We start from the raw sequence: 26,617 nt of genomic DNA on the forward strand, positions 1-26,617 counted from the left end.
TTAAGAAATGCTGAAGGAAGACTTAACCGGGCGCGCATTCGGTAACTTGCGCGCGTCTCGCATTAACCAAGACGCCGCCGCGCCTCGTCGCGCATCTGCTGGCGGAATGCCGCGCGCTTTGCGGGCCGGTCTTCTTCGCGCACGTCGTGACGATCGAAGATGTCGAACTTCTCCATGATCGGATAGCGCTCGCTCGCCATCGCAAGCACGCGCAGCACTTTGGTCGCTGCCGGCGTCGGACCGCTCACCTCCCAGCGCCGGATGGTGTCGGCGCCGCCCTTCTCCGGCAATCCGCACAGTTTGGCCATGTCGGCCGCAGAGAGCTTGCGCTCGAGGGCGTCGGAGAGGTCGTTGCGGAGCTGCTTCAGTTCGGGGCCGGTCATGCTGTGTGCGTCCAGGGAAGTCACTGAAGGCAATGCACTAGCGCTGATTCGGGTCCATCCGAAGGCGGGGTTGCGCGCTCCAGTCGCGCTGCGGCACAACCGCCCGCGCACGGAGTTATGAACGCGTGCCTATGGAAATCTTGAGATCAATGAACAGATGGCATGAGGGGCCCCTAGCAACAGAGGGATCAGCCATGACGAGCATGAAATTCGCCATTGCCGCACTCATCACCACTGGACTGCTTGCCGCACCGTTCGCGGCCGAAGCGAAAAAGGCCCGGTCGACCAGACATCATTACAGCACGAGCGTGATGGCCCCGACCTATGGCGGCGTCGGATCGACCGCAGTGCAGCCGAGGGCGTCTTACGGCTCGTCCGGCCAGACGGTCGGGACGGTCACGGCGCCGTCGATCGGAACGTATAATTGGCCTTCGGTCGGCGTGACCAATTCGGTCCCGACCTGGAGCAATACCAACCCGCGATGAGAAGCCCAGCAGAGTCAAAAGGCGGCCTGCAGCGTGTTCAGCGTGCGCTCGTCGCGAGCCCGGAGAGCAGGTAGAGCGCGACCAGCAAGGTTGCGACCGACAGCATCGTCGTGACTGAGACGGTGGCCGCGACCAGCTTCTCCTCGACCTTGTGCTCGTGTGCCAGCACGTACACGGTCTTGGCCGTCGGCACTGCCGCGCAGATGACGGCGGCGACGGTGTAGAGTGGATTGAGGCCGGTGACGACGCAAAGCCCGTAGACGATCAGCGGCATCACCACCAGTTTTACGGTCGCAAGCGCGAACGATGGTCCGAGGTTCGATCGCAGGCCATCGACCGACAGGCCGAGCCCGATGGCAAACAGTGCGCAGGGCGTGAGCGCCGCGGCGATCATGTTCAAATAGGCCGCAACGGCTGCCGGAATCGGCAAGCCCGTGACCGCCCAGACCAGGCCGATCAGCGTCGACAGCACCATCGGGTTGAGCAGGATCTGCTTGGCGAGGCCAGCCGACTGCGCCCCTCCGTGCGCATCCCTTTCCAGCAGGATGACCGTGATCGGAAACATCACGGCGGCGACGAACACGGTCGCGACCGCAGCGGGCAGCACGGCGGGCTGGCCGTAGATCGCGTGCAGGATCGGAAGCGCCACGAAGCCGGTGTTGGTCATCGCCGCCGCCATGCCGCGGATCGTGCTGCTGGCGAGGTCGTGCTTTCCGCCGACGCGAACCGCGACGAAGACGAGTGCGAAGCAGAGCAGGGAGCCGCCGCCGAAGGCGAGCAGGAAGCGCCATTCCAGCAGATTGCGCGCCGGCTCCTGCGCAATGGTGACGATCAGCAGCGCCGGCATCGCGACATTGTAGGCAAAATGCACCAGCGCGTCGGCCAGCGAGCGGGACAGATACCCTGATGCGCCGGCGAGCCAGCCGGTGACGATGATTGCGAATACGGGAAGAACGAGGCTGGCGACTTCCATCCGGCTGTCCCCCTGCTGCCAACGGCCGCAGGGTAGATTACTCCGGCAATGGATTGTCGTCACTGTCTTGCGCGGGCCGCTGCTGGCCCGAAAACTCCTCGTCAGTCAGGCGGCGGCAATTGTGCGGCGGAGATAAGTCTCGCCCCTTAGATTCCCCGGCCGTTCTGCTGACCGAACACGCAGCGCCATCCGGCCAGCCGTTCGGCCGGATGCTGGTTCATCCATTCGGCGAGCTGCGGCGCGCCCAGCAGGCAGGATTGCATCGAGACGTCGGCGAAGTCCGACGTCGTCACGATCTGCTCGTGACAGTTTCCGGGAGCGGACAGACTGCAGAGCACAGCAATGATCTTGATCACGCCAGATTTCCTACGTCACCAGCGGCCGCGCGGCTGATCGTCGCCTTGTCCTGCCGCTCACCGGCCGGATCATTCGGCGGGAAGATACTGTCGTAGATCGCGCGGGCTTCCTGAATGAGACGCAATCTCTCGCGCTCGGCTTTCGAGACAAACTGAATAACCTGGCCCATATTCGCTCCAATGGATCGGTGGCCCATCATCAGATGATGGAAATCATTCCATGACGATATGGGGTGCGAGGCTTCCATTTCTTAGCGGTGCGGCGGTCACAAGGAATAAAAAGCGCGTGACCCTGCCGGAACGGAGTACCAATGCGACATGTCGCGCAACGGCCCTAATTGGCGCGGGGCGCCGGCACTTCTGACGCGGCGACGATCGACATCTCCGGCGTCGAACGCTGTGCGATCCATCGCCGATATTGCCGCGTCCGCAATGCGGTGGCGACCTGCTGCAGGATCAACGCCCATAGCGGCGACACTTTTGGATCCGGGTATCCGCCTCGGCTCAATCGCCGCAGCTGGAATTTGACGACGGCCATGTTGGCGAGCGAGGCCAGCATCTTGTTTGTCCATGTGATGGGCTTAAGCTGGGGGGCCGTGTCCTTGCCGAGACGCCAGTCGCGTGGCAGTTGCGGGTCGATCGCGAGCGCGGTGCCGATGCCGACCATGTCCACGCCACTGCTCAGCACCTGATCGGCAACCGCGCGGCGGCGGATGCCTCCTGTGACCATCAACGGAATATCGGCAACGGCCCTGATGTCACGCGCGAACTCCAAGAAGTAGGCTTCGCGCGCGAGTGTCCTCCCATCGCGTGACTGCCCCTGCATCGCCGGCGCCTCGTAGCTTCCGCCGGAGAGCTCGACGAGATCGACGTCGAGGTGGTTGAGCATCTCCACCACCTGCCGGGCATCATCGGTGCTGAAACCGCCGCGCTGGAAGTCGGCGGAGTTGAGCTTGACGGCGACTGCGAAGCCCGGAGAGACCTTGGCGCGAACGGCCTTCACGATCTCCAGCAGCAGGCGAGCCCTGTTCTCGAGCGGGCCGCCCCACGCATCGGTTCTTCGGTTGCTGAGCGGTGAAAGAAACTGGCTGAGCAGATAACCGTGAGCGGCGTGGATTTCGACGCCGGTAAATCCGGCTTGCTCACCCAATTGAGCCGCCCGCGCGAAACGCCTGATGACGTCGGCGATGATATCCTCGGTCATTGCCTCCGGTATGGCGAAGCGATCGGACATCTTGCCGAGGTCGAGCGCTACCGCGGAGGGCGCAAACGTCTTCTGGCCGAGATTGGCCTGCATTTGGCGTCCCGGATGGTTGATCTGAAGCCAGATTTGAGCGCCCTTGGAGCGGCCGATCTCGGCCCAGCGTTTGAACCTGTCGAGATGCCTGTCCTCTTCCAGCACGACGCCGCCCGGACCCGTCATCGCGCGTCCGTCGACCATGACGTTGCCGGTGATGATCAAGCCGACTTCGCCGTCAGCCCACGATTGGTAGAGACGCATCAATTCCGGCGACGGCGCCTGGTCCGCGTCGGCCATGTTCTCTTCCATCGCGGCCTTGGCGATGCGGTTGGGAATGACGGAACCATTGGGGAGCGTGAGCTTCTCGAATACTGTCATGGGGCTCATTTCGTAGACGGCCTGTCGTGGATGACTTGCCTTGATCGTGGCGCGAGCCTACCCTTAAAGTTAACTTTAAGGTCAACCCCCACCGAGGCGTGGCATGAGGATTGGAGAACTGGCGGCCCGCAGCGGCCTGACCGCGTCCCGGATCCGCTTTTACGAAGCGAGCGGCCTGATCCGCTCAGTAGAGCGTGGCGCGAATAATTACCGCGAGTTCACGCCGGACGCGGTCCTGTTGCTGGAGATCATCACCAGCGCGCAGGGCGCCGGCTTCTCGCTTGACGAGATCCACCGTCTGATGCCACCGAAATTCGACGCCTGGCGCCACGACGAACTCGTCGGCGCGCTCAAGGGGAAGGTTGCCGAAATCGAGGCGTTGCGTGAACGTCTCGGTGAAAGTCTGGAGCGACTGCACGCCATCATCGAGACCATCGAGACCAAGCCCGAGGGCTTGAGCTGCGGGGACAACGCCAAGCGGGTGATGACCCGATTTCGCAAGCAGGGTGCGTCGGCTTCAAAGACGAGAACGGCGTCCCGTACGAGATCGCCCTAGCGCATCGCCTCTCGCCGCAAGGAGGTTATGCCTATCGCGGCATCGTGATGGAGTGTTGAAGGCCCGCGGCATGACTGTTGCGGCACATTGTCGTCCGGATGGAGTTGTAAGGTCACTCCGTGCACAGCGGTTCAACGAGTGAAGGGCCGACGCCACTGAGGCACCGCGCTCGAAAGGAGCAGCCATGACAAGAACGAGAAGGTTGATTGCTGCACTCATCGCCGTCGGATTTGCGGCGTCGCCATTCGCCGCAAGCGCGCAGACGTCCGCAACGGGCGCACAAACCAGCACGCACAGCACCCCCGGCGCGCCAGTCCAACAAGGCACGTTTGGAAGTTCCGGGCAGACGGTCGGGACTGTGACGGCGCCGTCGATCGGAACGTCTACTCAGCCGTCCGTCGGCGTGACCAACTCGGTCCCCACCTGGAACAACACAAACCCTTCGACTAAGCGATAGCCGCGCACGGGCGCCTCACGCCGCCGGCGCGCGCTCCTTGCGTCCCGGCACCGCCGCGAGCAGCTCGCGCGTATAGGCGTGCTCCGGCGCGGCGAAGAGCTGCGCGGTCGGCTTCAACTCGACGATGGCGCCGCGCTGCATCACCGCGATGCGGTCGCAGATCTGGGCGGCGACGCGCAGATCGTGGGTGATGAACAGCATCGACAGGCCGAGCCGCGCCTTGAGGTCTTCGAGCAGTCGCAGCACCTGCGCCTGCACGGAGACGTCGAGCGCGGAGACGGCTTCGTCCGCGACGATGATTTCGGGTTCGAGCGCGAGCGCGCGGGCGATGCCGATGCGCTGGCGCTGGCCGCCGGAGAATTCGTGCGGATAGCGTTCGAGCGCGCCGGCATCGAGGCCAACCATCTTGAGGAGATCGCGGGCGCGGTCGAACGCGACCTTCGGATCGGTGCCGGCCGCGATCGGGCCGTCGGCGATGATATGGCCGATCTTGCGCCGCGGATTGAGCGAGGCGAACGGATCCTGAAAGATCATCTGGATGCGATGACGCTCGGCGCGCAACGCCTTACCCGAAAGAGACGTGAGATCGGTCTCGCCGATCCGCACCGTGCCGCGGTCGGCCTCGATCAGCCGCATCACCAGCCGCGCCACCGACGACTTGCCGGAGCCGGACTCGCCGACGAGGCCGAGCGTCTCGCCCTTGAGGATGTTGAAATTGACCTCGCGCGCGGCATCGACGCGCCGGTCCTCGCGAAACCAGCCGCCCGATGTGACGTAGGTCTTGTCCAGCCCGATCACCTCGACGGCCCTGGCCTGGTCGTCGAGCGGTGCGCGCTTCGGCGGCTCCATCGACGGCACGGCGGCGAGCAGCGCCTTGGTGTAGTCGTGCTGCGGCTCGTTGAAGACCGTTGCGGCCGGACCTTCCTCGACCACCTTGCCATGGCGGAGTACCACCACCTGGTCGGCGATATCAGCGACCACGCCGAAGTCATGGGTGATGAACATCACCGCCATGTTGCGGTTGCGCTGCAGGTTGCGGATCAGTTTCAGGATCTGCGCCTGCGTGGTGACGTCGAGCGCGGTGGTCGGCTCGTCCGCGACCAGCACGGCCGGCTCGAGCGCGAGCGCCATCGCGATCATGGCGCGCTGGCGCTGGCCGCCGGAAAGCTGATGCGGATAGGCGCGCACGATGCGTTCAGGGTCGGGCAGGCCGACCTCGCGCGCGAGCGCCAGCGCTCTCGCACGCCGCTCTCTGGGCGTCAGCAGGCCGTGCGCCTCGAACATCTCGGCCATCTGGTCGCCGATCCGCATCAACGGATTGAGCGCGGTCATCGGCTCCTGAAAGATCATCGCGAGGCGGCGGCCGCGCAGATCGCGCCAGCCGTCGTCATCGAGCTTGAGCAGATCGCGGCCTTCGAACTGGATCTCGCCGGAGGTGACGGACACCGTATCGGGCAGCAGGCCCATCAGCGCATGCGCGCACATCGATTTGCCTGAGCCGGACTCGCCGACGACGCAGACGATCTTGCCGGGCCGCAAGTCCAGTGAGACGCCGTCGACGGCGAAGGGACGTTCGGCGCCCTTGGGCAGCGCGATCCGCAAGTTCTTGATGGAGACGGCGGGCGGGGCGGTCATCATCAGCGGCCCTCCCGCGACAGGCGCGGATTGAGCGCGTCGTTGAGGCCTTCGCCGATCAGGTTCAGCCCGAGCACCGAGATCAGGATGGCGACGCCGGGAAACACGGTGATCCACCAAGCCTGTCGGATCACGGTGCGGCCAGCGCCAACCATGTAGCCCCAGGAGATCAGATTGGGATCGCCGAGGCCAAGGAACGCCAGCGAGGATTCCAGCAGGATCGCGGTTGCCACCATCAGCGAGGCCAGCACGATCACCGGCGACAGCGCGTTCGGCAGGATCTCGCGCAGGATGATCCAGCTGTTGCTCTGGCCGGTCACGACGGCGGCCTGGACATATTCGCGCGTGCGCAACGACAGCACCTCGCCGCGGACGAGGCGGGCGACCGGCGGCCAGCTCACCACCGCGATCGAGGCCACGATCGAATAGATCGAGGGCTGCAGGATCGCGACCAGCACGATCGCGAGCGCAAAGCTCGGGATGGTCTGGAAGAATTCGGTGAAGCGCATCAGGGCGTCGTCGACCTTGCCGCCGAAATAGCCGGCCATGGCGCCGATGGGAACGCCGACGACCAGCGCGACCAGTGTCGAGACGAGGCCGACCAGCAGCGAGACGCGGGCGCCAAAGATCATGCCGGCGAACACGTCGCGGCCGAGCGCGTCGGTGCCGAGCGGCACGGTCGAGAGCGTGAAGGGCGGCAGGAACGGCCGCTGCACCATGCGCCAGGGCGAATTCGGGAACAGCATCGGCCCGAACACCGCGACCGAGATCGCGAGCAGCAGGATGATGAGCCCGATGACGCCGCTGGGGCTCTTCAGCATCGATTTCCAGAACTGTTTCATGAGGCGAATTCGATGCGCGGATCGACCAGCCGGTAGACGAGGTCGGTGATGAGGTTGAAGATCAGCACCATGGCGGAGCAGATCACGAAGACGCCGAGCAGAAGATTGTAGTCGCGCTGCAGCAGCGCGTCGTACATCAGGCGGCCGATGCCGGGCCAGGCGAACACGGTCTCGGTGATGACGGCGCCGCCGATCAGCGTGCCGGAATGGACGCCGGCGAGCGTGACCACGGGCAGCAGCGCGTTGCGCAGCACATGGCGGCGCTGGATCACTCCGTCGGAGAGCCCTTTCGCGCGCGCCGTCTTGACGAAGTCGAGGCGCTTCACCTCGAGCATCGAGGCGCGCGTCATGCGGGTGTAGGTCGCCATGAAGAACAGGCCGAGCGTCATCGCCGGCATGATCAGGTGCTTTGCGACGTCCACTGCGTGGGAGAAACCGGAGAGGTTGGCGCCGACCGTCTCGTACCCAAAGCTCGGCAGCCAATCCATGGTGACCGAGAACAGCAGGATGCCCATCAGCGCCACCCAGAAGATCGGCATGGCGTAGAAGATCAGCGCGAACACGGTGATGGCGGTGTCGAGGAAGGTTCCGGCAAAGCGCGCGGCGAAAGTACCGAAGAGAACACCGAGCGCGAGCGAGATTGCGAATGCGGTCAGCGTGAGCAGCAGTGTGGCCGGCAGCCGTTCCGCGATCAGCTTTGCTACCGGCGCCTGCTGGCGGAAGGAGAAGCCGAGGTCGAGGGTCGCGATGCCCTTGACGTAGATGAGGAGCTGCTCGGGCAGCGGCTTGTCGAGGCCGAATTTCTCGCGGAGCTGCTTGACGAAGACCTGGTCGCTGGCGCCGGCTTCGCCCGCCATCACGACGGCGGGATCGCCGGGTGCAAGCCGGATCAGGAAGAAATTGAGGACGACGATCGCGAGCAGGACGATCACGCCCTTCACGACACGCTGAGCGACGAAGGAGAGCATAGTTAGTGCGTCATACCTGGTAGCGTGACCGGGAGCCACGGTGACGGTGAACTCCCTCGCCCCGCTCTTGCGGGGAGAGGGTTGGGGTGAGGGGCTTCTTTCCATGCATGAGAATGCTGATGGACCTGTACCCCCTCACCCGCCACGCGCGAGACGATGCTTCGCATCGCTCGGGGCGTGTCGACCTCTCCCCGCAGGCGGGGAGAGGTGAAGTCGAGAGCGCTCTCACTTGTCGAGCCATGCGTCCTTGAAGCCGTCATTGACCCCGATCCCGGTGGTGATCAGGTTCCTGACCTTGCAGCGCGTGATGGTCGGGAATTGCAGCTCGAGCATCCAGGCCACCGGCACGTCCTCGACCAGGATCTTCTGCGCCTTCTCGTAGATCTCCTTGCGCTTGGAGTCCGGGGTCGCGACCGCGCCATCGGCGAACAGCTTGTCGATCTCGGGGTTGGAGTAACCCTCGACATTGTTGAACACCTGGCCCTTGGCGATGGCGCTGGAGACGTAGTTGCGGCCGACGCCGAGCGCGGGATCGCCGTACTGGTAGAGATAGGTGAAGGCGATGTCGTAGTCCCAGTCACCGATCTTCTGGTTGCCGCCGGCAACGTCGGTGGCGATGGTCTCGATGTTCATGCCGACGTCCTGGAGGTTCTGCTTCACCGCTTCACCCCAGCGCTGCCAGGTCTCGCCATAGGCGAGCGGCAGCAGGCGGATCTTCTCGCCCTTGTAGCCGGCTTCCTTCAGCAGCGCCTTGGCCTTGGCCGGATCGTAAGGATATTTCGGCACGTTGTCGGTGTAGTACTTGATGGTCGAGGCGGATGGGCCGGTCGCGACCTTGCCGAGCCCGTTCCAGATCACGTCCTTGGCGAAGTCGCGATCGATCGCATACATGATCGCCTGCCGCACCCGCTTGTCGGCGAGCGGACCCTGGCGGTTGTTGAGCCACAGCCAGGCCAGCGGCGAGAAGAACTCCCAGCCGGCGCCGGTGACGCAGGTGTCCTTCAGCTTGGACAGGCGGGGCACGTCGAAATTCTCGACCGAGCCGCCGGGCAGCACGTCGACCTTGCCGGTCTCGAACGCCACCGAACGCGCGGCGGCGTCGGGGATGATCTGCCAGTAGATCTCGTCGATGTAGGGCTTGCCCTTCTCGTAATAGTTCGGGTTCTTGACGAGGCGAATGAAGGAGCCCTTCTGCCATTCCTTGAACATGAACGGGCCGGTTCCGACAGGCGCGTTGTTGTAGGGATTGGTCTTGAAGTCGGTGCCTTCATAGAGATGCTTCGGCACCATCGGCATCGAGCCGACCTCGAAGATGCCGAGGAACGGGCCGAACGGCTGCTTCAGCGTGAACACGACGGTGTAGTCGTCGGGCGCCTCGACCTTGTCGACCTGCGCGAGGTTGTTGCGCGCACGGGCGTGCGTCTGCTTCAGCATCTCGATCGAGAACAGCACGTCGGCGGAAGTGAAGGGCTTGCCGTCATGCCAGGTGACGCCCTTGCGGAGCTTGAAGGTGTAGGTCTTCGCGTCCTCGCTGACGCTCCAGCTCTCGGCGAGTTCCGGCTGCGGCTCGAGCTTGGGGCTGTAGCGCAGCAGGCCCTCGAAAATGTTGCCCGACACCATCTGGGTCGGACCATTCTGGATCATGGCAAGCATCAGGCCGGGCGGCTCGGGCTGGATCACCGCATTGATCACGCCCCCCGTTTTCGGCTCTTGTGCCAGAGCCGGGGCCACGAGCCCGCAAGCCAGGAGGAGACCAAGCAACACTCGTTTTGGCATGTCGTATCTTTCTCAAGCGAGACCGGCCGTAAACGCTTCGCACGTCATGGCGCGCAAAGCTACGGCCGGCCCATCCCAGTCCCCATCCGGCATCAAGGCTCACATAGTCTCATTCAGCGCCGCAAGATGAAAGTCTCGACAGCGTTCGCACAAAAAATGTACAGCGCGTCCTGTTTTCACTTGATTCATTCTCCTGTCACGGGGGACAAGTCCGCCATGGACAATGCCACACGTTCCGAACGATCCCGCAACGCTGCGCTGGAAGCGGCCATTGCGATCATCGCGCGCGACGGGCCCGGCCGGCTGACGCTCGACGCGATCGCGCGCGAGAGCGGCCTCAGCAAGGGCGGCGTGATGCATCAATTCCGTACCAAGGAAGCGGTGCTGAAGGCCCTGCTCGAACGGCAGATGGTGCATTTTCAGGAGTTCTCGACAGAGTTCATGGCCAAGGTGAGCGCGACCTCGGTCAATCCCAATCTGGCGACCCAGCTCGCCACGATCCGGGAAGCGGCGACCTCGCCGAATTCCGCGGCGCTGGCGCTCGTTGCAGCCATGGTGGAGAATCCCCGCCTGATGGCGCTGCCGCGCGAGCGCGAGATGGAGCGGATGGCGGCGATCAGGGAGGAGGCCGCTGATCCCGACCTCGCGATGCTGCGCTGGGCTGGCGCGATGGGACTGCTGTTGAGCTCGTTGTTCGGTATGTCGCCGCTCAGCAAGGACGAGCACCAGCGACTGTTCGCGCGTCTTGTCGACGACGCGCAGTGGGCCGGCCTCGAGCAGCCGGCTCCGACGCGCGCGGTCAAGCCCGCTGTCGAGTCCGCTGCCAAATCCGGGGCGGCTTCGGCGGCAAAGCCCGCAACCCCGCGCAAGCGCGCCTGATTCACCGTTAACGAATTCCGACCGGCGCCTGCACAAAACCGCGCCTGCGGCCAAATGTGTCAAGCCATGCTTTTTGAACTTTACAAACCAACTAGTCGGTTTATAAACGGAAACACTGAGACGGCCCAAGGCATCTGAACAGGCCCCGGATGATGCCCTGGCCGGCAATGGTGAGCGCCGCAGCCGCGTCTGGTCCCTAAGCGCGGCTGCGGTCGCCATTGCCTTCCCAACAAGCCGCAAGAGGAGTCTGGAATGGATCGCTCGATCGCCTTGCGCGGTCTGGGAACGCTGGCGCTATGCGCGGCCATGGCCGGCTGCGCCTCGGTCGCGCCCGTGCCCTATTCGGAGATGGCGTCCTCGGCCTATATGGCCCCGGACAAGTCGGACGCCTCCGGCCGCGTGCCCTACCGCTATTCCACGCCGGTCGACTGGCGTGCGTACAACAAAGTGATCCTTGATCCCGTCGTGGTCTATCGCGGCAAGGATCATCAGTTCGGCGACATGTCGGACAAGGACAAGGCGACGCTCGCTGCCTACATGCAGAACAGCTTCGCCGATCGGCTGCGCGGCCGCTTCGCCCTGGTGCGTGAGCGCGGGCCGAACACACTGCGGATCAGGCTGACGCTTACCGGCGCCGTCACCAACACGCCGGTGCTCGGCACGCTCTCACGCTTCGACATGGCCGGCGCGGTTTACAACGGCGTGCAGGCCGCGCGCGACGGCGAGGGTATGTTGACCGGCTCGGTGATCTACGGCGTCGAGATATTCGACGCCGCGACCTCGCGGCTGATCAGCGCCTACGTCACCAAGCAATATCCGGGCGCCTACGACATCAAGGCCAGCGTCGGTGCGCTCGCGGCCGCGACGGCCGGCCTCGACAAGGGTGCCGACGCTCTGATGGCGCAACTGAACTGACGCCGCAACCCTGCAACGAGAGGTGCCGCTGATGAATATTCTGCTTCGCTTCGTGCTGCGTGTCGCGATCACGATCGTGCTGATGGTTTTGGGTGGCCGCGCGGGCGCCGGCACGCCCAGCGATCCCAGCGGCACGTGGCTGGTCGAGGACGGCCGCGCGCGCATCCGTCTCGAGCGCTGCGGTCCGTCGCGCGACCGCATCTGCGGCTTCATCGTCTGGATGAAAGAACCGGCCGACAAGCGCGGCCAGCCCCATCGCGACAAGGAAAATCCCGATCCCGACAAGCGCGCCCGCGCGCTGCTCGGCCACCAGCTGATCATGGGCCTTGCGGCGACGCCCGAGGGACGGTTTGCCGGCGACATCTACAATGCCGAGGACGGCAAGTTCTACTCGGTCTCGATCTGGCGCGAGTCCCCCGATCGCCTCAAGCTCAAGGGCTGCCTCATCAAATTCCTGTGCCAGACCCAGACCTGGCAGCAGACCCTCGACGTGCTGCCCGGCCAGCTCGTCGGCCTGACCGGCGATCTTAACGGTCCCCGCGCCGACAAGGAATGGGCGGCGGTTCCGGCGCCGAAGCCGATCCAGGCCAAGGCGAAGTAAGACGCGCCGTCGCCACGAATTCGCTGCGCTCGCAATGACGGGTGTGGAGGGAGTTCCGCTCAAAATTTGATCCGGATCAAAGCCGGGTCGTCGCTTCTGCGTTCTGATGGCGCGATGGACGTTCTGTCGGGCCTTCCTGAAACGGATTCAGATGACCTCGCTGTGCCGGCCGCGGACGAGGCCGGACAACGTTGCGCGCAACGTCTTGCCGAAGCCGGCCTCAGGCCCACGCGCCATCGCCTGGCGCTCGCTCGAATGCTGCTTCTCGGCGATCATCGTCACGTCACCGCGGAAGGTCTCTATGACGAGGCGATGGCCGCCAATCTCAGGCTGTCGCTTGCGACCGTCTACAACACGCTGAACCAGTTCACCGATGCCGGCCTGCTGCGCCGGATCGCGGCCGACGGCATCAAGTCGTTCTTCGACACCGACACGTCAGTGCATCCGCACTTCTATCTGGAAGGCGAGGATGTGCTGGTCGATGTCGCCGGCGGCCTTACCTTCAGCAAGGTGCCGGACCCGCTGCCCGGCCACGACATCGCGCGGCTCGACGTCATCGTCCATCTGCGCCGCAAGCGGGTGATGTAACCCGGGCCTGCTCTAGCGCAATCCCGCCCGGCGGAATCCTTCCAGATAGTGCTCGCGATCCGCGTCATTGGCCCACGGCAGTTGGGTCGCGATCCAGTGCAGCGAGATATTGGGCTGGGTGCGGCGGAGCTCGCCCAGCGCCAGCTCCGAAAGCGCGCCGTCGCCGGTCATGCCGGCGGAGACCGCGAGCACGCGGTAGGCGCCCGTGAGATCGCCGCGATGTCGGATCGCCTCGCGCGCGAGCGTGATGGCCTCGTCATAGCGCCGCTCGGTGAAGCGCGCATAGCCGGCGATGCCGTAATAGATCGCCAGCGACGGATCGCGCGGCGAAAGCCTGATGGCCCGCTGCGCTGCGTCGTAGGATTCCCGTGACCGTCCGGCATAGGATAGCGCCAGGGCGTAATAGCCCTGCGCCAGCGAAAAGTTCGGGTTGAGCGCCAGCGCCTGCTCGAACTCGGACAGCGCGTCCGAAAGCCTGCGCGTCGAGAAGAAGACGCTGCCGAGCGCGGCATGCGCCCAGGCATCCTCGTGGTCGTGGCGCACCGCGGCCAGCGCTGCGGCCTCCGCGATCGGCGCCGTCGTGGCAAGCTCCGCCCAGCCGAGATGCACGCCGAACATGTGACTTGCCGCGAGCACCGACAGCGCCTGGCCGTAATTCGCATCGATGGCAATGGCGCGTTCGAGCAGGGCCTGTGCGGCCTCGTGGTCCTGCTGCGTCACCCGCCAGTAATGCGACAGCGCGCGCATCAGCAGGTCCCAGGCATCCAGGCTCGCGGGCGGCTTGCGGTCGGCGCGGAAATTCTCGGCCGCATGGATCTGCGGCTCGATCGCCGCCACGATCGCGTTGGTGATGTCGTCCTGCACGGCGAAGACGTCGACCAGCTCGCGGTCGTAACGCTCGGCCCAGAGATGGCTGCCGGTGGTGGCATCGTTGAGCTGCGCGGTGATCCGCACGCGGTTGTCGGCCTTACGTACGCTGCCTTCGACGATGTAGCGCACGCCGAGCTCCTCGGCGATCTGCCGGATGTGGACCGCGCGTCCCTTGTAGGTGAAGGACGAGTTGCGGGCGATCACCATGAACCAGCGCTGCTTCGACAGCGCGGTGAGGATGTCCTCGCTGATGCCGTCGCCGAAATAGTCCTGCGCAGGATCGCCGCTCATGTTCTCGAAGGCGAGCACCGCGATTGCGGGGCGGTCCGTCGCGATGCGCGCCGGCGTGGGGCCGGGTTCCACCGGCGTCAGCGTCACTGCCGTTTGTTCCCGAACTTCGCCGACGAAGCGAAAGCCCTTGCGGGGGATCGTCTTGATCAGCCGCTGCGTCGCGCCGTCGTCGCCGAGCGCTTTTCGCGCGGCATTGATTCGGCTGTTCAGCGCAGAGTCCGAGACGATGCGGTCGCTCCAGATCTGGCTGATCAGGTCATCCTTGCTGACCACCCGGGCGCGCTGCGCGACCAGGTAGATCAGGAGATCGAACACCTGTGGCTGCAGCGGCACGGCTGCGCCGCCGCAGGTCAGCTCCCGCAGGTCACCGTCGAGCACGTTGTTTTCAAAGAGAAATCTCACGTTCCTGTCGTCTCAAGCAAAAATCAAAGTCGTCTCAGGCGAAAATCAACCGTCCGCGAAAGTCTGGGGACGTCCGATCCGGCATGGTGGGAAGACCAAACAGTGCCGATGCCTCGGCACAACGGAGCTTTCCATGTCTCAAATTGATCACCAGGTTCATTCGATCGGCCCGGAGGTTGCGGGCTCTCGCATTTTCAAGTTCATCGCCTTTCTGTACGGAATTGCGGCATATCTCGTGTTTTTCGTCACCATTCTCTACGCCATCGGCTTCGTCATGGGGCTGGTGGTGCCGAAGACCATCGACGCCGGAGCCGACACGCCGACGGCAGAGGCCATCATCATCAATCTACTGCTGATGACGCTGTTCGCGGTTCAGCACAGCGTGATGGCACGCAAGCAGTTCAAGGCGTGGTGGACGCAGTTCGTCCCGAAGCCGGTCGAGCGCTCGACCTACGTGCTGTTCGCGAGCCTGGCATTGCTGCTCCTGTTCTGGCAGTGGCGTCCGCTGCCTGCGGTCATATGGGAGGTCGAGAACCCTGATCTTGCCGTGACGCTGGTCACGTTGTCCCTGGCGGGCTGGGTGCTCGTGTTCACGAGCACCTACATGATCAATCACTTCGAATTGTTCGGCCTGCACCAGGTCACCAACCATCTCATCGGCAAGGAAGAAAAGCCGATGCGGTTCAAGACGCCGATGCTCTACAAGTTCGTTCGTCATCCAATCTATCTCGGCTTCATCATCGCGTTCTGGGCAGCGCCGGTCATGACGGCGGGACATCTGTTGTTCGCGGCCGTGACCACCGCCTACATCTTCGTCGGCATCGCGCTGGAGGAGCACGACCTCATCGAACTCTTCGGCGACGAATACCGGCAGTACAAACAACGAGTGTCGATGCTTATTCCCTGGCGCCGGTCGATATAGCGGTCGCGTCTTTCCGTCGCGTCCGCCGAAAGGAGGACGCGACGCGGTACTGAGCCGGGTAACGCAAGCATCGCATGCGTTCCGTCCCCTCAACGCCCCCCGGGATGACTCCCCTTCATCCCGACGCCTCTCCCCATATCCGTCTTCACCGAGGTCTCGCGTGAACCGGAGCGGGGAGAGGATTTCCCCTTTCATTTATGGAGAAGACCAATGAAACATGTCGGAAATTGCTTCTGCGGCACGGTCACGGTGGAGGTCTCGGGCGCGCCGGAGGCGATGGGCTATTGCCATTGCCGGTCCTGCCGCTCGTGGTCGGGCGGACCGGTGAACGCCTTCAGCCTGTGGAAACCCGAGGCCGTGCGCATCATCGAAGGCGCCCAGCACGTCGAGACCTTTGCCAAGACGCCGCACAGCCAGCGCAAATTCTGCAAGAAGTGCGGTGGCCATCTCATGACCAACCACCCGCCGCTCGGCCTGGTCGACGTCTTCACCGCCACCATCCCCACGCTCGCCTTCACGCCCGGCGTCCACGTCAATTATTCCGAGACGGTGCTGCCGATGCGCGACGGCCTGCCCAAGCTGAAGGATTTCCCGGCCGAGTTCGGCGGCAGCGGCGAGATGATGCAGGAGTAGAAGGCTCCCCTTCGCCTCGCCCCGCTTGCGGGGAGAGGCGGGATTGCATCGAAGATGCAATCCGGGTGAGGGGGACTCTCCGCGAGTCTCACTGTCGCCGTCTCCGCGGAGACTCCCCCTCACCCCGACCCTCTCCCCGCAAGCGGGGCGAGGGAGAAGTCATCACCTCATCCCCGCGCGCCGAAACCCCTCGAGATAATGTTCGCGATCCTCCGCCCGCAGCATCGGCAGCTCGCGGGTGAGCCAGGTCAGGGAGATGCCGGGCTGGGTGCGGTACAGGCCGCGCAGCGCCGACGCCGCGAGCTGAGCATCACCCGACATTCCCGCGGCGGCGGTCAGCACGCGATGAGCACCGACGAAATCAGCGCGTTGCCGCATCGATTCCCGCGCCATCTGGATTGACGCCTCGTAATTGCGGCCGATGAACTGGGCATAGGCCGCGACGCCGCAATAGATCGCCGCGAGCGGATCGCGCGGGCTCAGCCGCAGCGCACGGCGCGCGGCGGCATCGCCGTCCTGCCATCGCCCCGCGTAGCACAGCGTGACGCCGTAGAAGGCGTGCGCCATCGCGAAGTTCGGATTGAGCCTCAAGGCCAGCTCGAACTCCGCCAGTGCGTCGTCGAAGCGCCGGCGGAACAGATAGGTATAGGCGAGGCCGTGATGGGCCCAGGCGTCCTCCCGGTCGGCTTCCACTGCCGCATGCGCCGCGCGTTCGGCGACCGGCACGGTCGCGGCCATGTCGGCCCAACCCATATGCGCGCCGAAGATATGGCTGGTCGCGAGCAGGCCCAGGGCTTTGCCGTAGGCGGGATCGATCGCGACGGCCTTGGCGAGCAGTTCCTGCGCGACCGCATTGTCCTCGCGGGTGATGCGCCAGTAATGCGACAAGGCGCGCATCACGAGGTCCCAGGCGTCGAGACTGCCCGGCGGCTTCTGCTGGGCGCGAAAGCTCTCGGCGGCATAGAGCTGCGGCTCGATTGCGGCGACGATCGCCTCGGTGATCTCGTCCTGCACGGCAAAGATGTCGGCAAGCTCGCGGTCGTAACGCTCGGCCCAGAGATGACTGCCGGTCGAGACGTCGTTGAGCTGGGCCGAGATGCGCAGGCGATCGCCGCTTCGCCGCACGCTGCCTTCGAGCACGTAGCGGACGCCGAGCTCGCGCGCGACCTCGTGGATATGCACGGCGCGCCCCTTGTAGATGAAGGAGGAGTTGCGCGCGACGACGAAGAACCAGCGCAGCTTCGACAGCGCGGTGATGATGTCCTCGCTGATGCCGTCGGAGAAATAATCTTGCTCGCGGTCGCCGCTCATATTGGTGAAGGGCAGCACGGCAATCGCGGGGCGGTCAGGCAGCGCGAGCGCCGCCTGCGGAACCTGTATCCCGCGGCCCGGCTCCTGCGCCATGGCGGCGAGCTTGGTCTCGACATCGCCGACGAAGCGAAAGCCTTTGCGCGCGATGGTGCGGATCAGCGTCTGGCTCGCGCCATTGTCGCCGATCGCCTTGCGCGCTGCGTTGATCCGGCTGGTCAGGGTGGATTCGGAGACGCTGCGACCGTGCCAGATCTTGTCGATCAGCTCGTCCTTGCTGACCACCCGGTCACGGTTCTCCATGAGATGGACGACGAGGTCGAACACCTGCGGTTCCACGGAAACGGGAACCTGCTCGCGGCTTAGCTCGCGCCGGTCAGTGTCGAGAAGGTGATCCCGGAACAGAAACTGCACGTCGAAAACTCAGACCTCACAGCGATATCAGGCAATGAAGAATTCAAAATGGATTCCGACTTGAAGTCTGTGAGTCCGCCCAAGGGCCCGCATGGTTCACCGCAATCGCGGGATGGCAGCCATGCCGTTTCCGAAGGGGAATACGACATTGTGGCGGGCCTTGGTCAGATTGTCGCGGGCCGGATGGGTGTGGCCTGCGACTGGAACGAGGATCGAGCCGTTACGGGCAGGGATGGCGCCTGCCGTCGTTGCCGAGGTACATGCCGGTGTTCGGATTGTAGGACTTGTAGCGCTGCATGCAGTACTGCAGGTCGCCTTCCGGCGGCGGTCCATAGGCGACGGGCGGCGGCGGGTAGCCCGGTCCGTAATAATATGGCGAGCCGTAATAATAGGGCGCAGCAACCGCGCCGCCGATGATCGCGCCGGCCGCGAGCCCGCCGACGAACGCGCCGCCGCCCCAGCCCCAGCCGCGGTGCCCGTACCAGCGCACCTGTTCGACCTGACCCAGGTCAGCCTGCGTCATCGCCAATGGCTGCCCGATCGGCGCCGCCGACGCCGCTGTCAGTGATGTCGTCGACAGGCCCGCAAGCATACAAGCGCCAGCAACGAAGCGAAACGATTTCAGCATTCTTGTCTCCTCGTCATGCGGCGGTCTCGCGCCGCGCGTCAGTGATAGGGCAACTGCAGAGGCGCGCTGAATTAAAGTTCTGACAGTATGGTGCGCGCGGCAGTCATTCAGAGTTGCAAATGTTCTCCGTCATCCCCGCGCAATGGCTACGCCATTGTCGCCGGAGGTGCCGGAGCGCAGCGGAGGCCTCGAAGGATCGACGGCCCGGCTGTATCGCGGCCGTGCATCCTTCGAGGCTCTGCGCACGCTGCTTCGCATCGTGCGCCTCGCACCTCAGGATGACGGAGCTGAGGCGCGGCGGCGAAGCCATCACGCAAGATCGAACATGTGACGAACGATGAATGTTCATTGCCGAACGCTACGGCCCGCGTAAGCTGTGCTCACACAGAACAACAGATACGAAGAAACGCCCATGCCCGCTTTTCACGCCTCGACCACCGTGCTCGACTCCATGCTGTTCCGCGATGCCTTCGGCACGCCTGCGATGCGCGAGGTGTTTTCCGACGTCGCGCTGGTCGGCCGCTATGCCGAGGTCGAGGTGGCGCTGGCGAAGGCGGAGGCAAAATGCGGCGTGATCCCGCAGGACGCTGCCGACCAGATCGCGGCGCGGACCGATGTCGCCGCGCTCGATTTCGATCTGCTGCGGCAGGAGACCGACATCGTCGGCTATCCGATCCTCCCTTTGGTGCATCAGATGGTGAAGCAGTGCGGCGAGGCCGGCCGCTACGTGCATTGGGGCGCGACCACGCAGGACATCATGGACACCGCCGTGGTGCTGCAACTGCGCGCCGCGCTCGAGATCGTTGGGCGCGACGTCGCCGAGCTGCGCAAAATTCTCGCCGACCTCTCCAGGCGCTATCGCGACACGCCGATGGCGGGGCGCACCCATCTCCAGCAGGCGCTGCCGGTGACCTTCGGCTACAAGACCGCGATCTGGCTCGCGATGTTCGACCGCCACGCCGAGCGTCTTGAGCAACTGAAGCCGCGCGTCCTGGTCGGCCAGTTCGCCGGCGCCGCCGGAACGCTGGCCTCGCTCGGCGACAAGGGCTTTGCGGTGCAGGAGGCGCTCTGCGCCGAGCTGAAGCTCGGCGTTCCCGCCTTGACCTGGCACGTCGCGCGCGACGGCTTTGCGGAAGCCGTGAATTTCCTCGCGCTCGTCACCGGCTCGCTCGGCAAGATCGCGCTCGACATCATGATCATGGCCTCGACCGAGTTCGCCGAGGTCTACGAGCCCTTCGTCAAGGGGCGCGGGGCCTCCTCGACCATGCCGCAGAAGCGCAACCCGATCTCCTCGGAACTGATGCTCGCAGCAAGCAAGGCGGTGCGCCAGCATGCCGGCCTGATGCTGGACGCCATGGTGCAGGATTTCGAGCGCGCCACCGGTCCCTGGCATGCCGAATGGATGGCGATCCCGGAGAGCTTTGTGCTGACCGCGGGCGGGTTGCACCAGGCGAAGTTCGCGCTCGCCGGCCTGATCGTGGATGATGCGAAGATGAACGACAATCTCGCCATGAGCCGAGGCCTGATCGTGGCCGAAGCGGTCATGATGGGACTGGCGCCGCAGATCGGGCGGCAGGAGGCGCATGACGTAGTCTACGATGCCTGCCGGCTCGCCAATGAGAAGGGTTTGACGCTGGCGGATGCGCTCTCGTCCGACACCCGCATCTCGAGCCGTATCGACCGCGCCACAATCGAGGCGCTCACCTCACCGAAAAATTACCTCGGTCTCGCGCCCGCAATGGTCGACCGGGTGCTGAAATCGGCAACGCGTTGAAAACCAAAATGCGTGAAACCGCGTATCTTTCGTTGGCTCTGGGGCGCTCGCACACTTGTGTCCCGTGATGCTAGGCTTAGATTGAACCATAGACTTTCGGCAGAGGACCCGGCATGACCGATCAACGCATCACCTCCACTCCCATCGATCCCGCGAAACTCGACCGGCTGGCCGAGGTGGCGGTGAAGGTGGGCCTGGGCTTGCGGCCGGGACAGGATCTGCTCTTGACGGCGCCGGCGATCGCACTGCCGCTGGTGCGGCGGATCGCCGTGCATGCCTACAAGGCCGGCGCCGGGATCGTCACCCCGATCCTCTCGGACGAGGAGATGACGCTGGCGCGCTACCGCCACGGCCAGGACAATAGTTTCGATCGCGCCGCGAACTGGCTCTACGAGGGCATGGCCAAGGCCTTCTCCGACAACACGGCGCGGCTCGCCATCGTCGGCGACAATCCGATGCTGCTGTCCGGCGAAGATCCTTCCAAGGTCGCGCGCGCCAGCAAGGCCAATTCGATGGCCTATCAGCCGGCGCTGGAAAAAATCGTCAATTTCGACACCAACTGGAATATCATCGCCTATCCGAGCCCGTCCTGGGCCAAGCAGGTGTTCCCCAACGATCCCGAGGACGTTGCGGTCGGCAAGCTGGCCGACGCGATCTTCGCGGCGTCGCGTGTTGATCGCGAGGATGCGATGGCCAATTGGGCGAGCCACAATGCGGTGCTGCGCGAGCGCACCAACTGGCTCAATGGCCAGCGTTTCCGCGCGCTCCAGTACAACGGACCGGGTGTCGACCTCACCATCGGGCTTGCCGACGGCCATGAATGGGAAGGTGGCGCCTCGCTGTCCAAGAACGGCATCAGCTGCAACGCCAACATCCCGACCGAAGAAGTCTTCACCACACCGCACTGCCGGCGGGTCTACGGCCACGTCGTGAGCTCGAAGCCGCTGTCCTATCAGGGCACGCTGATCGACAACATCGCGGTGCGCTTCGAGGACGGCAAGATCGTCGACGCAAAGGCCTCGCGCGGGGCGGAGGTGCTGAACAAGGTGCTTGACACCGACGAAGGCGCACGCCGGCTCGGCGAGGTGGCGCTGGTGCCGCATTCCTCGCCGATCTCGCAGAGCGGGCTGTTGTTCTACAACACGCTGTTCGACGAGAACGCGGCCTCGCACATCGCGCTCGGCCAGTGCTATTCGAAGTGCTTCGTCAACGGCGCGCAGCTCACCCCGCAGCAGATCGCTGCGCAGGGCGGCAACCAGAGCCTGATCCATATCGACTGGATGATCGGCTCGGCCGAGACCGACATCGACGGCATCTTGGCCGACGGCAGCAAGGTGCCGGTGTTCCGCAAGGGTGAGTGGGCGAAGTAAACCTTCCCCTCACGCCGCCGCGTTGCGCAGCATCGGTTTGTTGTCGATGCTGAAGCGGTTGAACAGCGTCGTGAACGGGCTGCCGTCGGTGGCCCGCACGATCGCGTCGGACGCCGCCACCGCGTCGTAAAGCGCAGCGACGGGATCGCCCGGTTCGGGCAGGTCGAGCGCGCTGCGGATTTCCTCTCTCGCCTCATTGACCTCGTCCTCGTCGTTGAGCGTGGCCTCCAGCGCATCCGCGGCGCGCCGCATCTCCGCGAGATCGCCGCCGGCGGAGAATTTGAGGACGTCCAGCCAGTAGGGGTGGGCGATGACGAGCTGGATGAATGCCTCGAAACTCTCCGCGATAATGCCTGCACGGCCCTCCGATGAGACGTAGAGCACATCCTGCGATGGCAGCAGCACGAAGGCGCCGCCGGACGCATCGCTGCCGATCTGCTGTGGGCTTTCGATGCCGTCGATGGTGAACCAGGGCTCTTCGTCCGGCACGAAGGAGATATCGAAGCCGCCGAGCCAGGCGACGACCTCGCCGTTGGCTCTCAGAACCTCTGGGGTGAGGGGCATCGGCTGGTTCCTTTCTGGCATTCTTGCGCACTTTGTCGCACCCCGGAAAAGAAGGGTTCATGTGCGTGGATTCGCAGGGAAATCTGGACGTTAACCGCTTCGCACCTGCAACTTCCGGCTGATTGTCGGGGCCTGCGTAAGAAAGAATTAAAAACCGGCTACTAGCGTTCCAACATCTTTCGAAACAATCCGGGCTGAGACCCGGCCAATCCATATTATATCCCCTGGGGAAGCAGATGTCGCGCGCATTGATTGAAATCGGTAGTTGCAACGTGGACCTCGAGCTGCGGCCGATCGAGCCGTCCTGGATCATCGAGGGTAACCCCATTTCGCGCTCGCACATCCTGTCCACCAGCGACGACGGCACCGCGTCGACCATCATCTGGCACTGCACTGAAGGCCGCTTCAACTGGTACTACGACATCGACGAGACGATCATGATCATGGAAGGATCGATCGTGCTCGAGAGCGACGGCATGCCGCCGAAGCGCTACGGCCCCGGCGACGTCATCTTCTTCCGCGACGGCGCGCATGCCAAATGGCATGTCGAAGGCTACGTCAAGAAGATTGCCTTCTGCCGCAAGACCAACCCCGTGATGATCGGTTTCCTGATCCGCGTCGTCAACAAGCTCAAGCGGATGTTCGTCACCACCGGCGAGCGCCGGCCCGCCTCGCTGTTGGGTGCGGGGTAGCTATAAAGTTTCAAGGAGCTTCCCAGCGGCCACGACGGAAGAGGGGCCGGGACCAACATCCCGGCCCCTCTTCTCGTCATGACGGCAAATCGAGCCGGTAGAATTCGGTCGCGGTCTGCGAGAACAGCGCGGTCTTCTCGGCCTCGCTCAAGGGCGCGGCGATACGCTTGAAGGCGTTGAAGATCACCTGGTAGCTGCACTGGCCCTTGTCCGGCGGGAAATTGCTCTCGAACATCGCGCGCCTGGGTCCAAAGGCTTCGATGCAGGTCTCGACATAGGGCCGCCACGCCGCCGCAAGCTCCTCGGATGAGGGCGGCTTGGGCCGCAGATGGAAGTCATAGCCGAGCAGGCACATCGCGAGCCCGCCGAGCTTCACGACGACGTTCTCGCATTTTGCGATCTCCAGGATCGACGCGCGCCACTGCGGAAACACCTCTTCGCGCCGTCCGGCAAAGCGGCCGACGCCGGCCGGGCCGCCGCAATGGTCGAGCACGATCCTGGTGTCGGGGAAGGCACGCGCGAGCTCGGTCAGTTCGCCGATCTGCGGATGGAACAGCCAGGCATCGAAGCTGAGCTTGAGAGGCGCAAGGCAGGCAAAACCCCTCCGGAAGGTCGGGTCCCGCAACAAGTCCTTCGGCCGGTTCGCATACATGCCGGCGACGACGGGGTCCTGGTCCCAGGCCGAGGAATGCCGGATGCCGCGGAAGCGGCCATTGCCGGCGGCGATTTCCGCCTCGAGCACCGGCTTTGCGGCATCGCCCAGCAACAGATTGGCGTGACTGACGATGCCGGCGCAGATCACGGCCTTGCCGTAACCGCCGCTCGCGCTCATCGCCGCGACGCCGTTGGCGAACTCGACCTCACCGACGGGCCGGAATGCCTCGGGCCCGTGCGCGCGATACATCGAGCGGCAATCGACATAGACGGTGGCGATGATGTTATGGCCGGAGGCGATGTCGGCAGCCATCTCCTCGATCAAATAGCGATGGCCACGATTCCAGAGATGGTGATGGGGATCGACGATCGGCCGCGCGGGATCGATGATCTCCTCCTGATATTGCGCGAGCCAGTCCTCGCGCGGCTCGACAAATAGCCCGCTCGTATTGGCAGGCAGACCGCTTGCAGCCATCGGCGTTCGCTCCCATTATGTTTTTGTGATTGGGAGCCTAGCACCTCGTCTCGTCACGCAGCAGCGCGCGTTGCGCAACCGTACCTGTCATCGCGATCACAGCGATGTTGTCGTCACGCCTTCCGCCGCTTCGCCCTCACGTCGACCACAAGTCGCCAATCGGCAGCGGTGGCAGGTTTGACCTCGCCGAGCCAGTGGAAAGAATCGTCTGTGATTTCAACGAATCTCCAGCGCGTCAGTTCGCCGGACTCCGTCGTGCCCTCCTGCACGATGTCCTCGCCGCGCGCCCGGCCGATCTGTTGCCGGAATACGCAGCGCGCGGGATCGAACCAGGAAATCCGCCACGCGGAAATGGAGGGGTCATAGACCCTCAGCGTCGTGCCGTACCAATTGCCGGCGATCGGAAAGGCCGGACTGCCGGCCGGGCGGGGAATGATCCAGACGTCCTGCACGGCGCGCCCTTCAAGCACCCAGCCGAAATGGATCTCGCCGGGCGCGGTGTGTTTCGTTCCACCCAGATCGTGGGCCGTGATCTCGGCATCCCAATCGCCGACGAAGCGGCCGTAAAGCTGCAGCGCCGCAGCGTGCTCCGGGTTCGGTCCATCCGCATGCAGTAATCTCACAAAGTCGGTCATGTCGATCTCCTGTTGCGGGAGGTCAGCACGATCGGGTGGCGGCGGGCTTGGAGAAAATTGCCGTCGCCGGTCGTCAGGTCCTGCGCGGCGCCAGATGCCTTATGCCAGGTTCCCGCCCATCATTCGTTCGCCGGCTCGCCGAGCGCTCCGCCAGCCAGATGACAATGACGGAGACGATGACGAGACCCGCGCCAAGTAGCATCATGCGTGAAAAGGGCTCGCCAAGCACGACGGTGCCGAGCAGCACCGCGATCACCGGGTTGACGAAAGTGTAGGTCGACACCAACGACGTCGAGACGTTTTCCAGTAGCCAATTGTACGCGGCAAATCCAATCACGCTGCCGGCGATGATCAGCCAAAGCGCCGCCGCAAGCGAGGTCGTAGAGACATCGCTCGGCCTGAAGCTCTCGATCTCGCCCGTCAGCCAGCTGATCGCGAACAACACGGTACCGCCGATCGTGAGCTGCATTCCCGAAAGCAGGATGGCAGAGGCCTGGCTCGACATGCTCCGGGACAGGACGGTCCCGGCCGACCAGGACAGCGCTGCAGCCAGCAGCCAGACGACGGGAAGGATGCTGATGCCAGCCTGCTCGACGTTCTGCCAGGCAACGAGCCCAACGCCGAGGAATCCCGGCACGAGTGCGAGCAGGGCAAGGGACCTCGGGCGCTGTTCGCCGGGGACAAGGACATCGATCAGCAGGATCCAGAACGGGATGGTCGCGAGCACGATGGCTGCAACGCCCGAGGGGACCGATTGCTGCGCGTAGGCGAGCACGCCATGGCAACCCACAAAGAAGAGCAACCCGCACAGGCTCGCTCTGCCCCCCGTCTGCAACGACACGCCCGCGATCTGTCGGCCGCTCATCGCGAGCAGCACGAGGCCGCCGCAGAACGACCGGAGCGCCATCAGCAGAAATGGCGGAATCGACTTCAGGCCCAAGGTGATCGCGAAGTAGGTGGAACCCCAGAGCAGATAAATGGCCGCGAATGAGCCGATGACCAGGAACCTTCTGCTCATGATTGCTCCGATCGAAGATATCTCGAGCAACCAAGTCGGAGGAAGTTCAGACGTTCCGGATGCTCGACCTCAGACGCCGTCGAGGATGATCACCGTAGGTTTCGCCGGCAGCATATCCCGCGACGTGCGCAGGAAGCGCTCGCGGCGCTGGTCGATCTCGAACTGCTGACCGATCAGATGCATGAATTCGTCGAGCGGCGTGGCGAAGCGGTGCATCGGCAGTACCACCGAGGCGCGCAGCCGCTTCGTGATCTCGGAGACGCCGTTCAGGGACATCGTGTAGGTGCCGTCGATCGGCACCATTACGATGTCCAGCCGTCCGATCTGCGCGAAGTGGCTGTCATCGAGCTTGTGATGGAGGTGGCCGAGATGGCCGATGCAGAGGCCCGCGACCTCGAAGATGAAGATGGAGTTGCCGTCGCGGATCATGTCAGTGCCGGAATCGTCGCCGAAATAGCGGCGGATGTCGGTGGTGACATTGCGGACGAAGGTGTCGCCGATCCGCTCCGACACGATGGCGGGTTTGCCGTCCTCGCCCCAGCCATGCAGCACATGGGGAATGCGCTTGTCGGGATATAGAGAGTAGTGCGTGCTGTGCGCCCGGTTCATGGTGACGACGTCGGGCAGCCGTCCGACCTGATAGGCGCCGCTATAATCGGTCGCGATGCGCAGGCCGCCCGGCGTGTCGATGAAATAGGTGGAATGGCCGGCATAGGTGATCTCGACCTCGGCGGCCGCCGCGGCCTGCCTGAAGGCGACCGGCATCGCGCGTGGCGCAGCATTGGCCATCGCCAGGCATTCGCTGCGCTGTGGTTGCTCGGCGAGGGCGGGCGTCAGCAGCCAGCCGAGGAACGCCAAAGCCGTCAGCAAGAGTCGAGACATCACCAGTCCGCCCGCCATTCAGTCGACGATCCGGTCAGTGTAGCTTCGAATCG

At 64.3% G+C, this 26,617-nt stretch carries 29 protein-coding genes; 12 read left to right on the plus strand and 17 right to left on the minus strand.

The window, feature by feature from the left end:
• Positions 1-62: 62 nt before the first annotated feature.
• Complete coding sequence (locus RAD16_RS01910) at positions 63-383, minus strand: hypothetical protein (protein ID WP_458156189.1); 321 nt, start codon at positions 381-383, stop codon at positions 63-65.
• Positions 384-577: 194 nt separating this feature from the next.
• Here RAD16_RS01910 and RAD16_RS01915 point away from each other — a divergent pair, with 194 nt between their 5' ends.
• Positions 578-868 (plus strand): hypothetical protein, encoded by a 291-nt coding sequence (locus RAD16_RS01915; protein WP_458156190.1) that lies wholly within the window; start codon positions 578-580, stop codon positions 866-868.
• Between the two features lie 37 nt (positions 869-905).
• On the opposite strand, the gene RAD16_RS01920 is transcribed toward RAD16_RS01915, so the two are convergent.
• The 4 genes from RAD16_RS01920 to RAD16_RS01935 all read right to left on the minus strand — a co-directional run bounded on the left by RAD16_RS01920 (position 906) and on the right by RAD16_RS01935 (position 3,815).
• Complete coding sequence (locus RAD16_RS01920; RefSeq protein WP_458156191.1) at positions 906-1,841, minus strand: AEC family transporter; 936 nt, start codon at positions 1,839-1,841, stop codon at positions 906-908.
• A gap of 146 nt (positions 1,842-1,987) precedes the next feature.
• Positions 1,988-2,197: a hypothetical protein gene (locus tag RAD16_RS01925; protein ID WP_458156192.1), complete on the minus strand. Its 210-nt coding sequence runs from the start codon at positions 2,195-2,197 to the stop codon at positions 1,988-1,990.
• A complete protein-coding gene (locus RAD16_RS01930; protein ID WP_458156193.1) occupies positions 2,194-2,367 on the minus strand; it encodes a hypothetical protein in 174 nt (57 codons plus the stop codon). The genes RAD16_RS01925 and RAD16_RS01930 overlap by 4 nt, the downstream gene beginning before the upstream one ends.
• Positions 2,368-2,531: 164 nt before the next feature.
• Positions 2,532-3,815 carry an NADH:flavin oxidoreductase/NADH oxidase family protein gene (locus RAD16_RS01935; RefSeq protein WP_458156194.1) on the minus strand — a complete coding sequence of 428 codons (1,284 nt, stop codon included), beginning with the start codon at positions 3,813-3,815 and terminating at the stop codon, positions 2,532-2,534.
• A gap of 103 nt (positions 3,816-3,918) precedes the next feature.
• On the opposite strand from RAD16_RS01935, the gene RAD16_RS01940 reads away from it, so the two are divergent.
• Both RAD16_RS01940 and RAD16_RS01945 read left to right on the plus strand, forming a co-directional pair.
• Complete coding sequence (locus tag RAD16_RS01940; protein ID WP_458156195.1) at positions 3,919-4,371, plus strand: MerR family transcriptional regulator; 453 nt, start codon at positions 3,919-3,921, stop codon at positions 4,369-4,371.
• Positions 4,372-4,555: 184 nt separating this feature from the next.
• Positions 4,556-4,828: a hypothetical protein gene (locus RAD16_RS01945; RefSeq protein ID WP_458156196.1), complete on the plus strand. Its 273-nt coding sequence runs from the start codon at positions 4,556-4,558 to the stop codon at positions 4,826-4,828.
• A gap of 15 nt (positions 4,829-4,843) precedes the next feature.
• Here the strand turns inward: RAD16_RS01945 and RAD16_RS01950 are convergent, their stop codons facing one another.
• From RAD16_RS01950 to RAD16_RS01965, 4 genes are all read right to left on the minus strand, one after another.
• Complete coding sequence (locus RAD16_RS01950) at positions 4,844-6,463, minus strand: ABC transporter ATP-binding protein (RefSeq protein ID WP_458156421.1); 1,620 nt, start codon at positions 6,461-6,463, stop codon at positions 4,844-4,846.
• A gap of 2 nt (positions 6,464-6,465) precedes the next feature.
• On the minus strand, positions 6,466-7,305 hold the full coding sequence (locus RAD16_RS01955) for an ABC transporter permease (protein WP_183246086.1): 840 nt from the start codon (positions 7,303-7,305) through the stop codon (positions 6,466-6,468).
• Positions 7,302-8,273, minus strand: a complete 972-nt coding sequence (locus RAD16_RS01960; RefSeq protein ID WP_458156197.1) for an ABC transporter permease — start codon at positions 8,271-8,273, stop codon at positions 7,302-7,304. Before RAD16_RS01960 ends, RAD16_RS01955 begins: the two co-directional genes overlap by 4 nt.
• 225 nt (positions 8,274-8,498) lie before the next feature.
• Positions 8,499-10,049, minus strand: coding sequence for an ABC transporter substrate-binding protein (locus RAD16_RS01965; protein WP_458156198.1), 1,551 nt, complete (start codon positions 10,047-10,049; stop codon positions 8,499-8,501).
• A 216-nt stretch (positions 10,050-10,265) separates the two neighbouring features.
• On the opposite strand from RAD16_RS01965, the gene RAD16_RS01970 reads away from it, so the two are divergent.
• The 4 genes from RAD16_RS01970 to irr all read left to right on the plus strand — a co-directional run bounded on the left by RAD16_RS01970 (position 10,266) and on the right by irr (position 13,032).
• Positions 10,266-10,928, plus strand: coding sequence for a TetR/AcrR family transcriptional regulator (locus RAD16_RS01970; protein WP_458156199.1), 663 nt, complete (start codon positions 10,266-10,268; stop codon positions 10,926-10,928).
• A gap of 252 nt (positions 10,929-11,180) precedes the next feature.
• Complete coding sequence (locus RAD16_RS01975) at positions 11,181-11,843, plus strand: DUF3313 domain-containing protein (protein ID WP_458156200.1); 663 nt, start codon at positions 11,181-11,183, stop codon at positions 11,841-11,843.
• 31 nt (positions 11,844-11,874) lie between these two features.
• A complete protein-coding gene (locus RAD16_RS01980; RefSeq protein ID WP_458156201.1) occupies positions 11,875-12,444 on the plus strand; it encodes a DUF2147 domain-containing protein in 570 nt (189 codons plus the stop codon).
• 114 nt (positions 12,445-12,558) lie between these two features.
• Entirely contained in the window at positions 12,559-13,032 is a 474-nt protein-coding gene (gene irr, locus RAD16_RS01985) for a Fur family transcriptional regulator Irr (protein ID WP_458156202.1), read from the plus strand.
• A 12-nt stretch (positions 13,033-13,044) separates the two neighbouring features.
• Here the strand turns inward: irr and RAD16_RS01990 are convergent, their stop codons facing one another.
• Entirely contained in the window at positions 13,045-14,595 is a 1,551-nt protein-coding gene (locus tag RAD16_RS01990) for a winged helix-turn-helix domain-containing protein (RefSeq protein WP_458156203.1), read from the minus strand.
• 133 nt (positions 14,596-14,728) lie between these two features.
• On the opposite strand from RAD16_RS01990, the gene mddA reads away from it, so the two are divergent.
• Together mddA and RAD16_RS02000 are read left to right on the plus strand one after the other, a co-directional pair.
• A complete protein-coding gene (gene mddA, locus RAD16_RS01995) occupies positions 14,729-15,517 on the plus strand; it encodes a methanethiol S-methyltransferase (protein ID WP_458156204.1) in 789 nt (262 codons plus the stop codon).
• Between the two features lie 210 nt (positions 15,518-15,727).
• Complete coding sequence (locus RAD16_RS02000; RefSeq protein ID WP_458156205.1) at positions 15,728-16,150, plus strand: GFA family protein; 423 nt, start codon at positions 15,728-15,730, stop codon at positions 16,148-16,150.
• A gap of 162 nt (positions 16,151-16,312) precedes the next feature.
• On the opposite strand, the gene RAD16_RS02005 is transcribed toward RAD16_RS02000, so the two are convergent.
• Together RAD16_RS02005 and RAD16_RS02010 are read right to left on the minus strand one after the other, a co-directional pair.
• Positions 16,313-17,872, minus strand: a complete 1,560-nt coding sequence (locus tag RAD16_RS02005; protein WP_458156206.1) for a winged helix-turn-helix domain-containing tetratricopeptide repeat protein — start codon at positions 17,870-17,872, stop codon at positions 16,313-16,315.
• 220 nt (positions 17,873-18,092) lie between these two features.
• Entirely contained in the window at positions 18,093-18,500 is a 408-nt protein-coding gene (locus RAD16_RS02010; protein WP_458156207.1) for a BA14K family protein, read from the minus strand.
• Positions 18,501-18,912: 412 nt separating this feature from the next.
• On the opposite strand from RAD16_RS02010, the gene pcaB reads away from it, so the two are divergent.
• Together pcaB and RAD16_RS02020 are read left to right on the plus strand one after the other, a co-directional pair.
• Positions 18,913-20,274, plus strand: a complete 1,362-nt coding sequence (gene pcaB, locus RAD16_RS02015; RefSeq protein ID WP_458156208.1) for a 3-carboxy-cis,cis-muconate cycloisomerase — start codon at positions 18,913-18,915, stop codon at positions 20,272-20,274.
• 113 nt (positions 20,275-20,387) lie between these two features.
• Positions 20,388-21,644, plus strand: coding sequence for an aminopeptidase (locus RAD16_RS02020; RefSeq protein ID WP_458156209.1), 1,257 nt, complete (start codon positions 20,388-20,390; stop codon positions 21,642-21,644).
• Positions 21,645-21,653: 9 nt separating this feature from the next.
• Here the strand turns inward: RAD16_RS02020 and RAD16_RS02025 are convergent, their stop codons facing one another.
• On the minus strand, positions 21,654-22,208 hold the full coding sequence (locus tag RAD16_RS02025; protein WP_458156210.1) for a hypothetical protein: 555 nt from the start codon (positions 22,206-22,208) through the stop codon (positions 21,654-21,656).
• Between the two features lie 236 nt (positions 22,209-22,444).
• On the opposite strand from RAD16_RS02025, the gene RAD16_RS02030 reads away from it, so the two are divergent.
• Positions 22,445-22,900 carry a cupin domain-containing protein gene (locus RAD16_RS02030; protein ID WP_458156211.1) on the plus strand — a complete coding sequence of 152 codons (456 nt, stop codon included), beginning with the start codon at positions 22,445-22,447 and terminating at the stop codon, positions 22,898-22,900.
• A gap of 76 nt (positions 22,901-22,976) precedes the next feature.
• Here RAD16_RS02030 and RAD16_RS02035 read toward each other — a convergent pair whose 3' ends face one another.
• The 4 genes from RAD16_RS02035 to RAD16_RS02050 form a co-directional block, all read right to left on the minus strand.
• Entirely contained in the window at positions 22,977-24,029 is a 1,053-nt protein-coding gene (locus RAD16_RS02035) for an amidohydrolase family protein (RefSeq protein ID WP_458156212.1), read from the minus strand.
• A gap of 113 nt (positions 24,030-24,142) precedes the next feature.
• Positions 24,143-24,664, minus strand: a complete 522-nt coding sequence (locus RAD16_RS02040; RefSeq protein WP_458156213.1) for a hypothetical protein — start codon at positions 24,662-24,664, stop codon at positions 24,143-24,145.
• A 73-nt stretch (positions 24,665-24,737) separates the two neighbouring features.
• A complete protein-coding gene (locus tag RAD16_RS02045; RefSeq protein ID WP_458156214.1) occupies positions 24,738-25,682 on the minus strand; it encodes an EamA family transporter in 945 nt (314 codons plus the stop codon).
• A gap of 69 nt (positions 25,683-25,751) precedes the next feature.
• On the minus strand, positions 25,752-26,564 hold the full coding sequence (locus RAD16_RS02050; RefSeq protein ID WP_458156215.1) for an MBL fold metallo-hydrolase: 813 nt from the start codon (positions 26,562-26,564) through the stop codon (positions 25,752-25,754).
• Positions 26,565-26,617 lie beyond the last annotated feature (53 nt).

It is taken from the genome of Bradyrhizobium sp. 18BD (assembly GCF_054185225.1).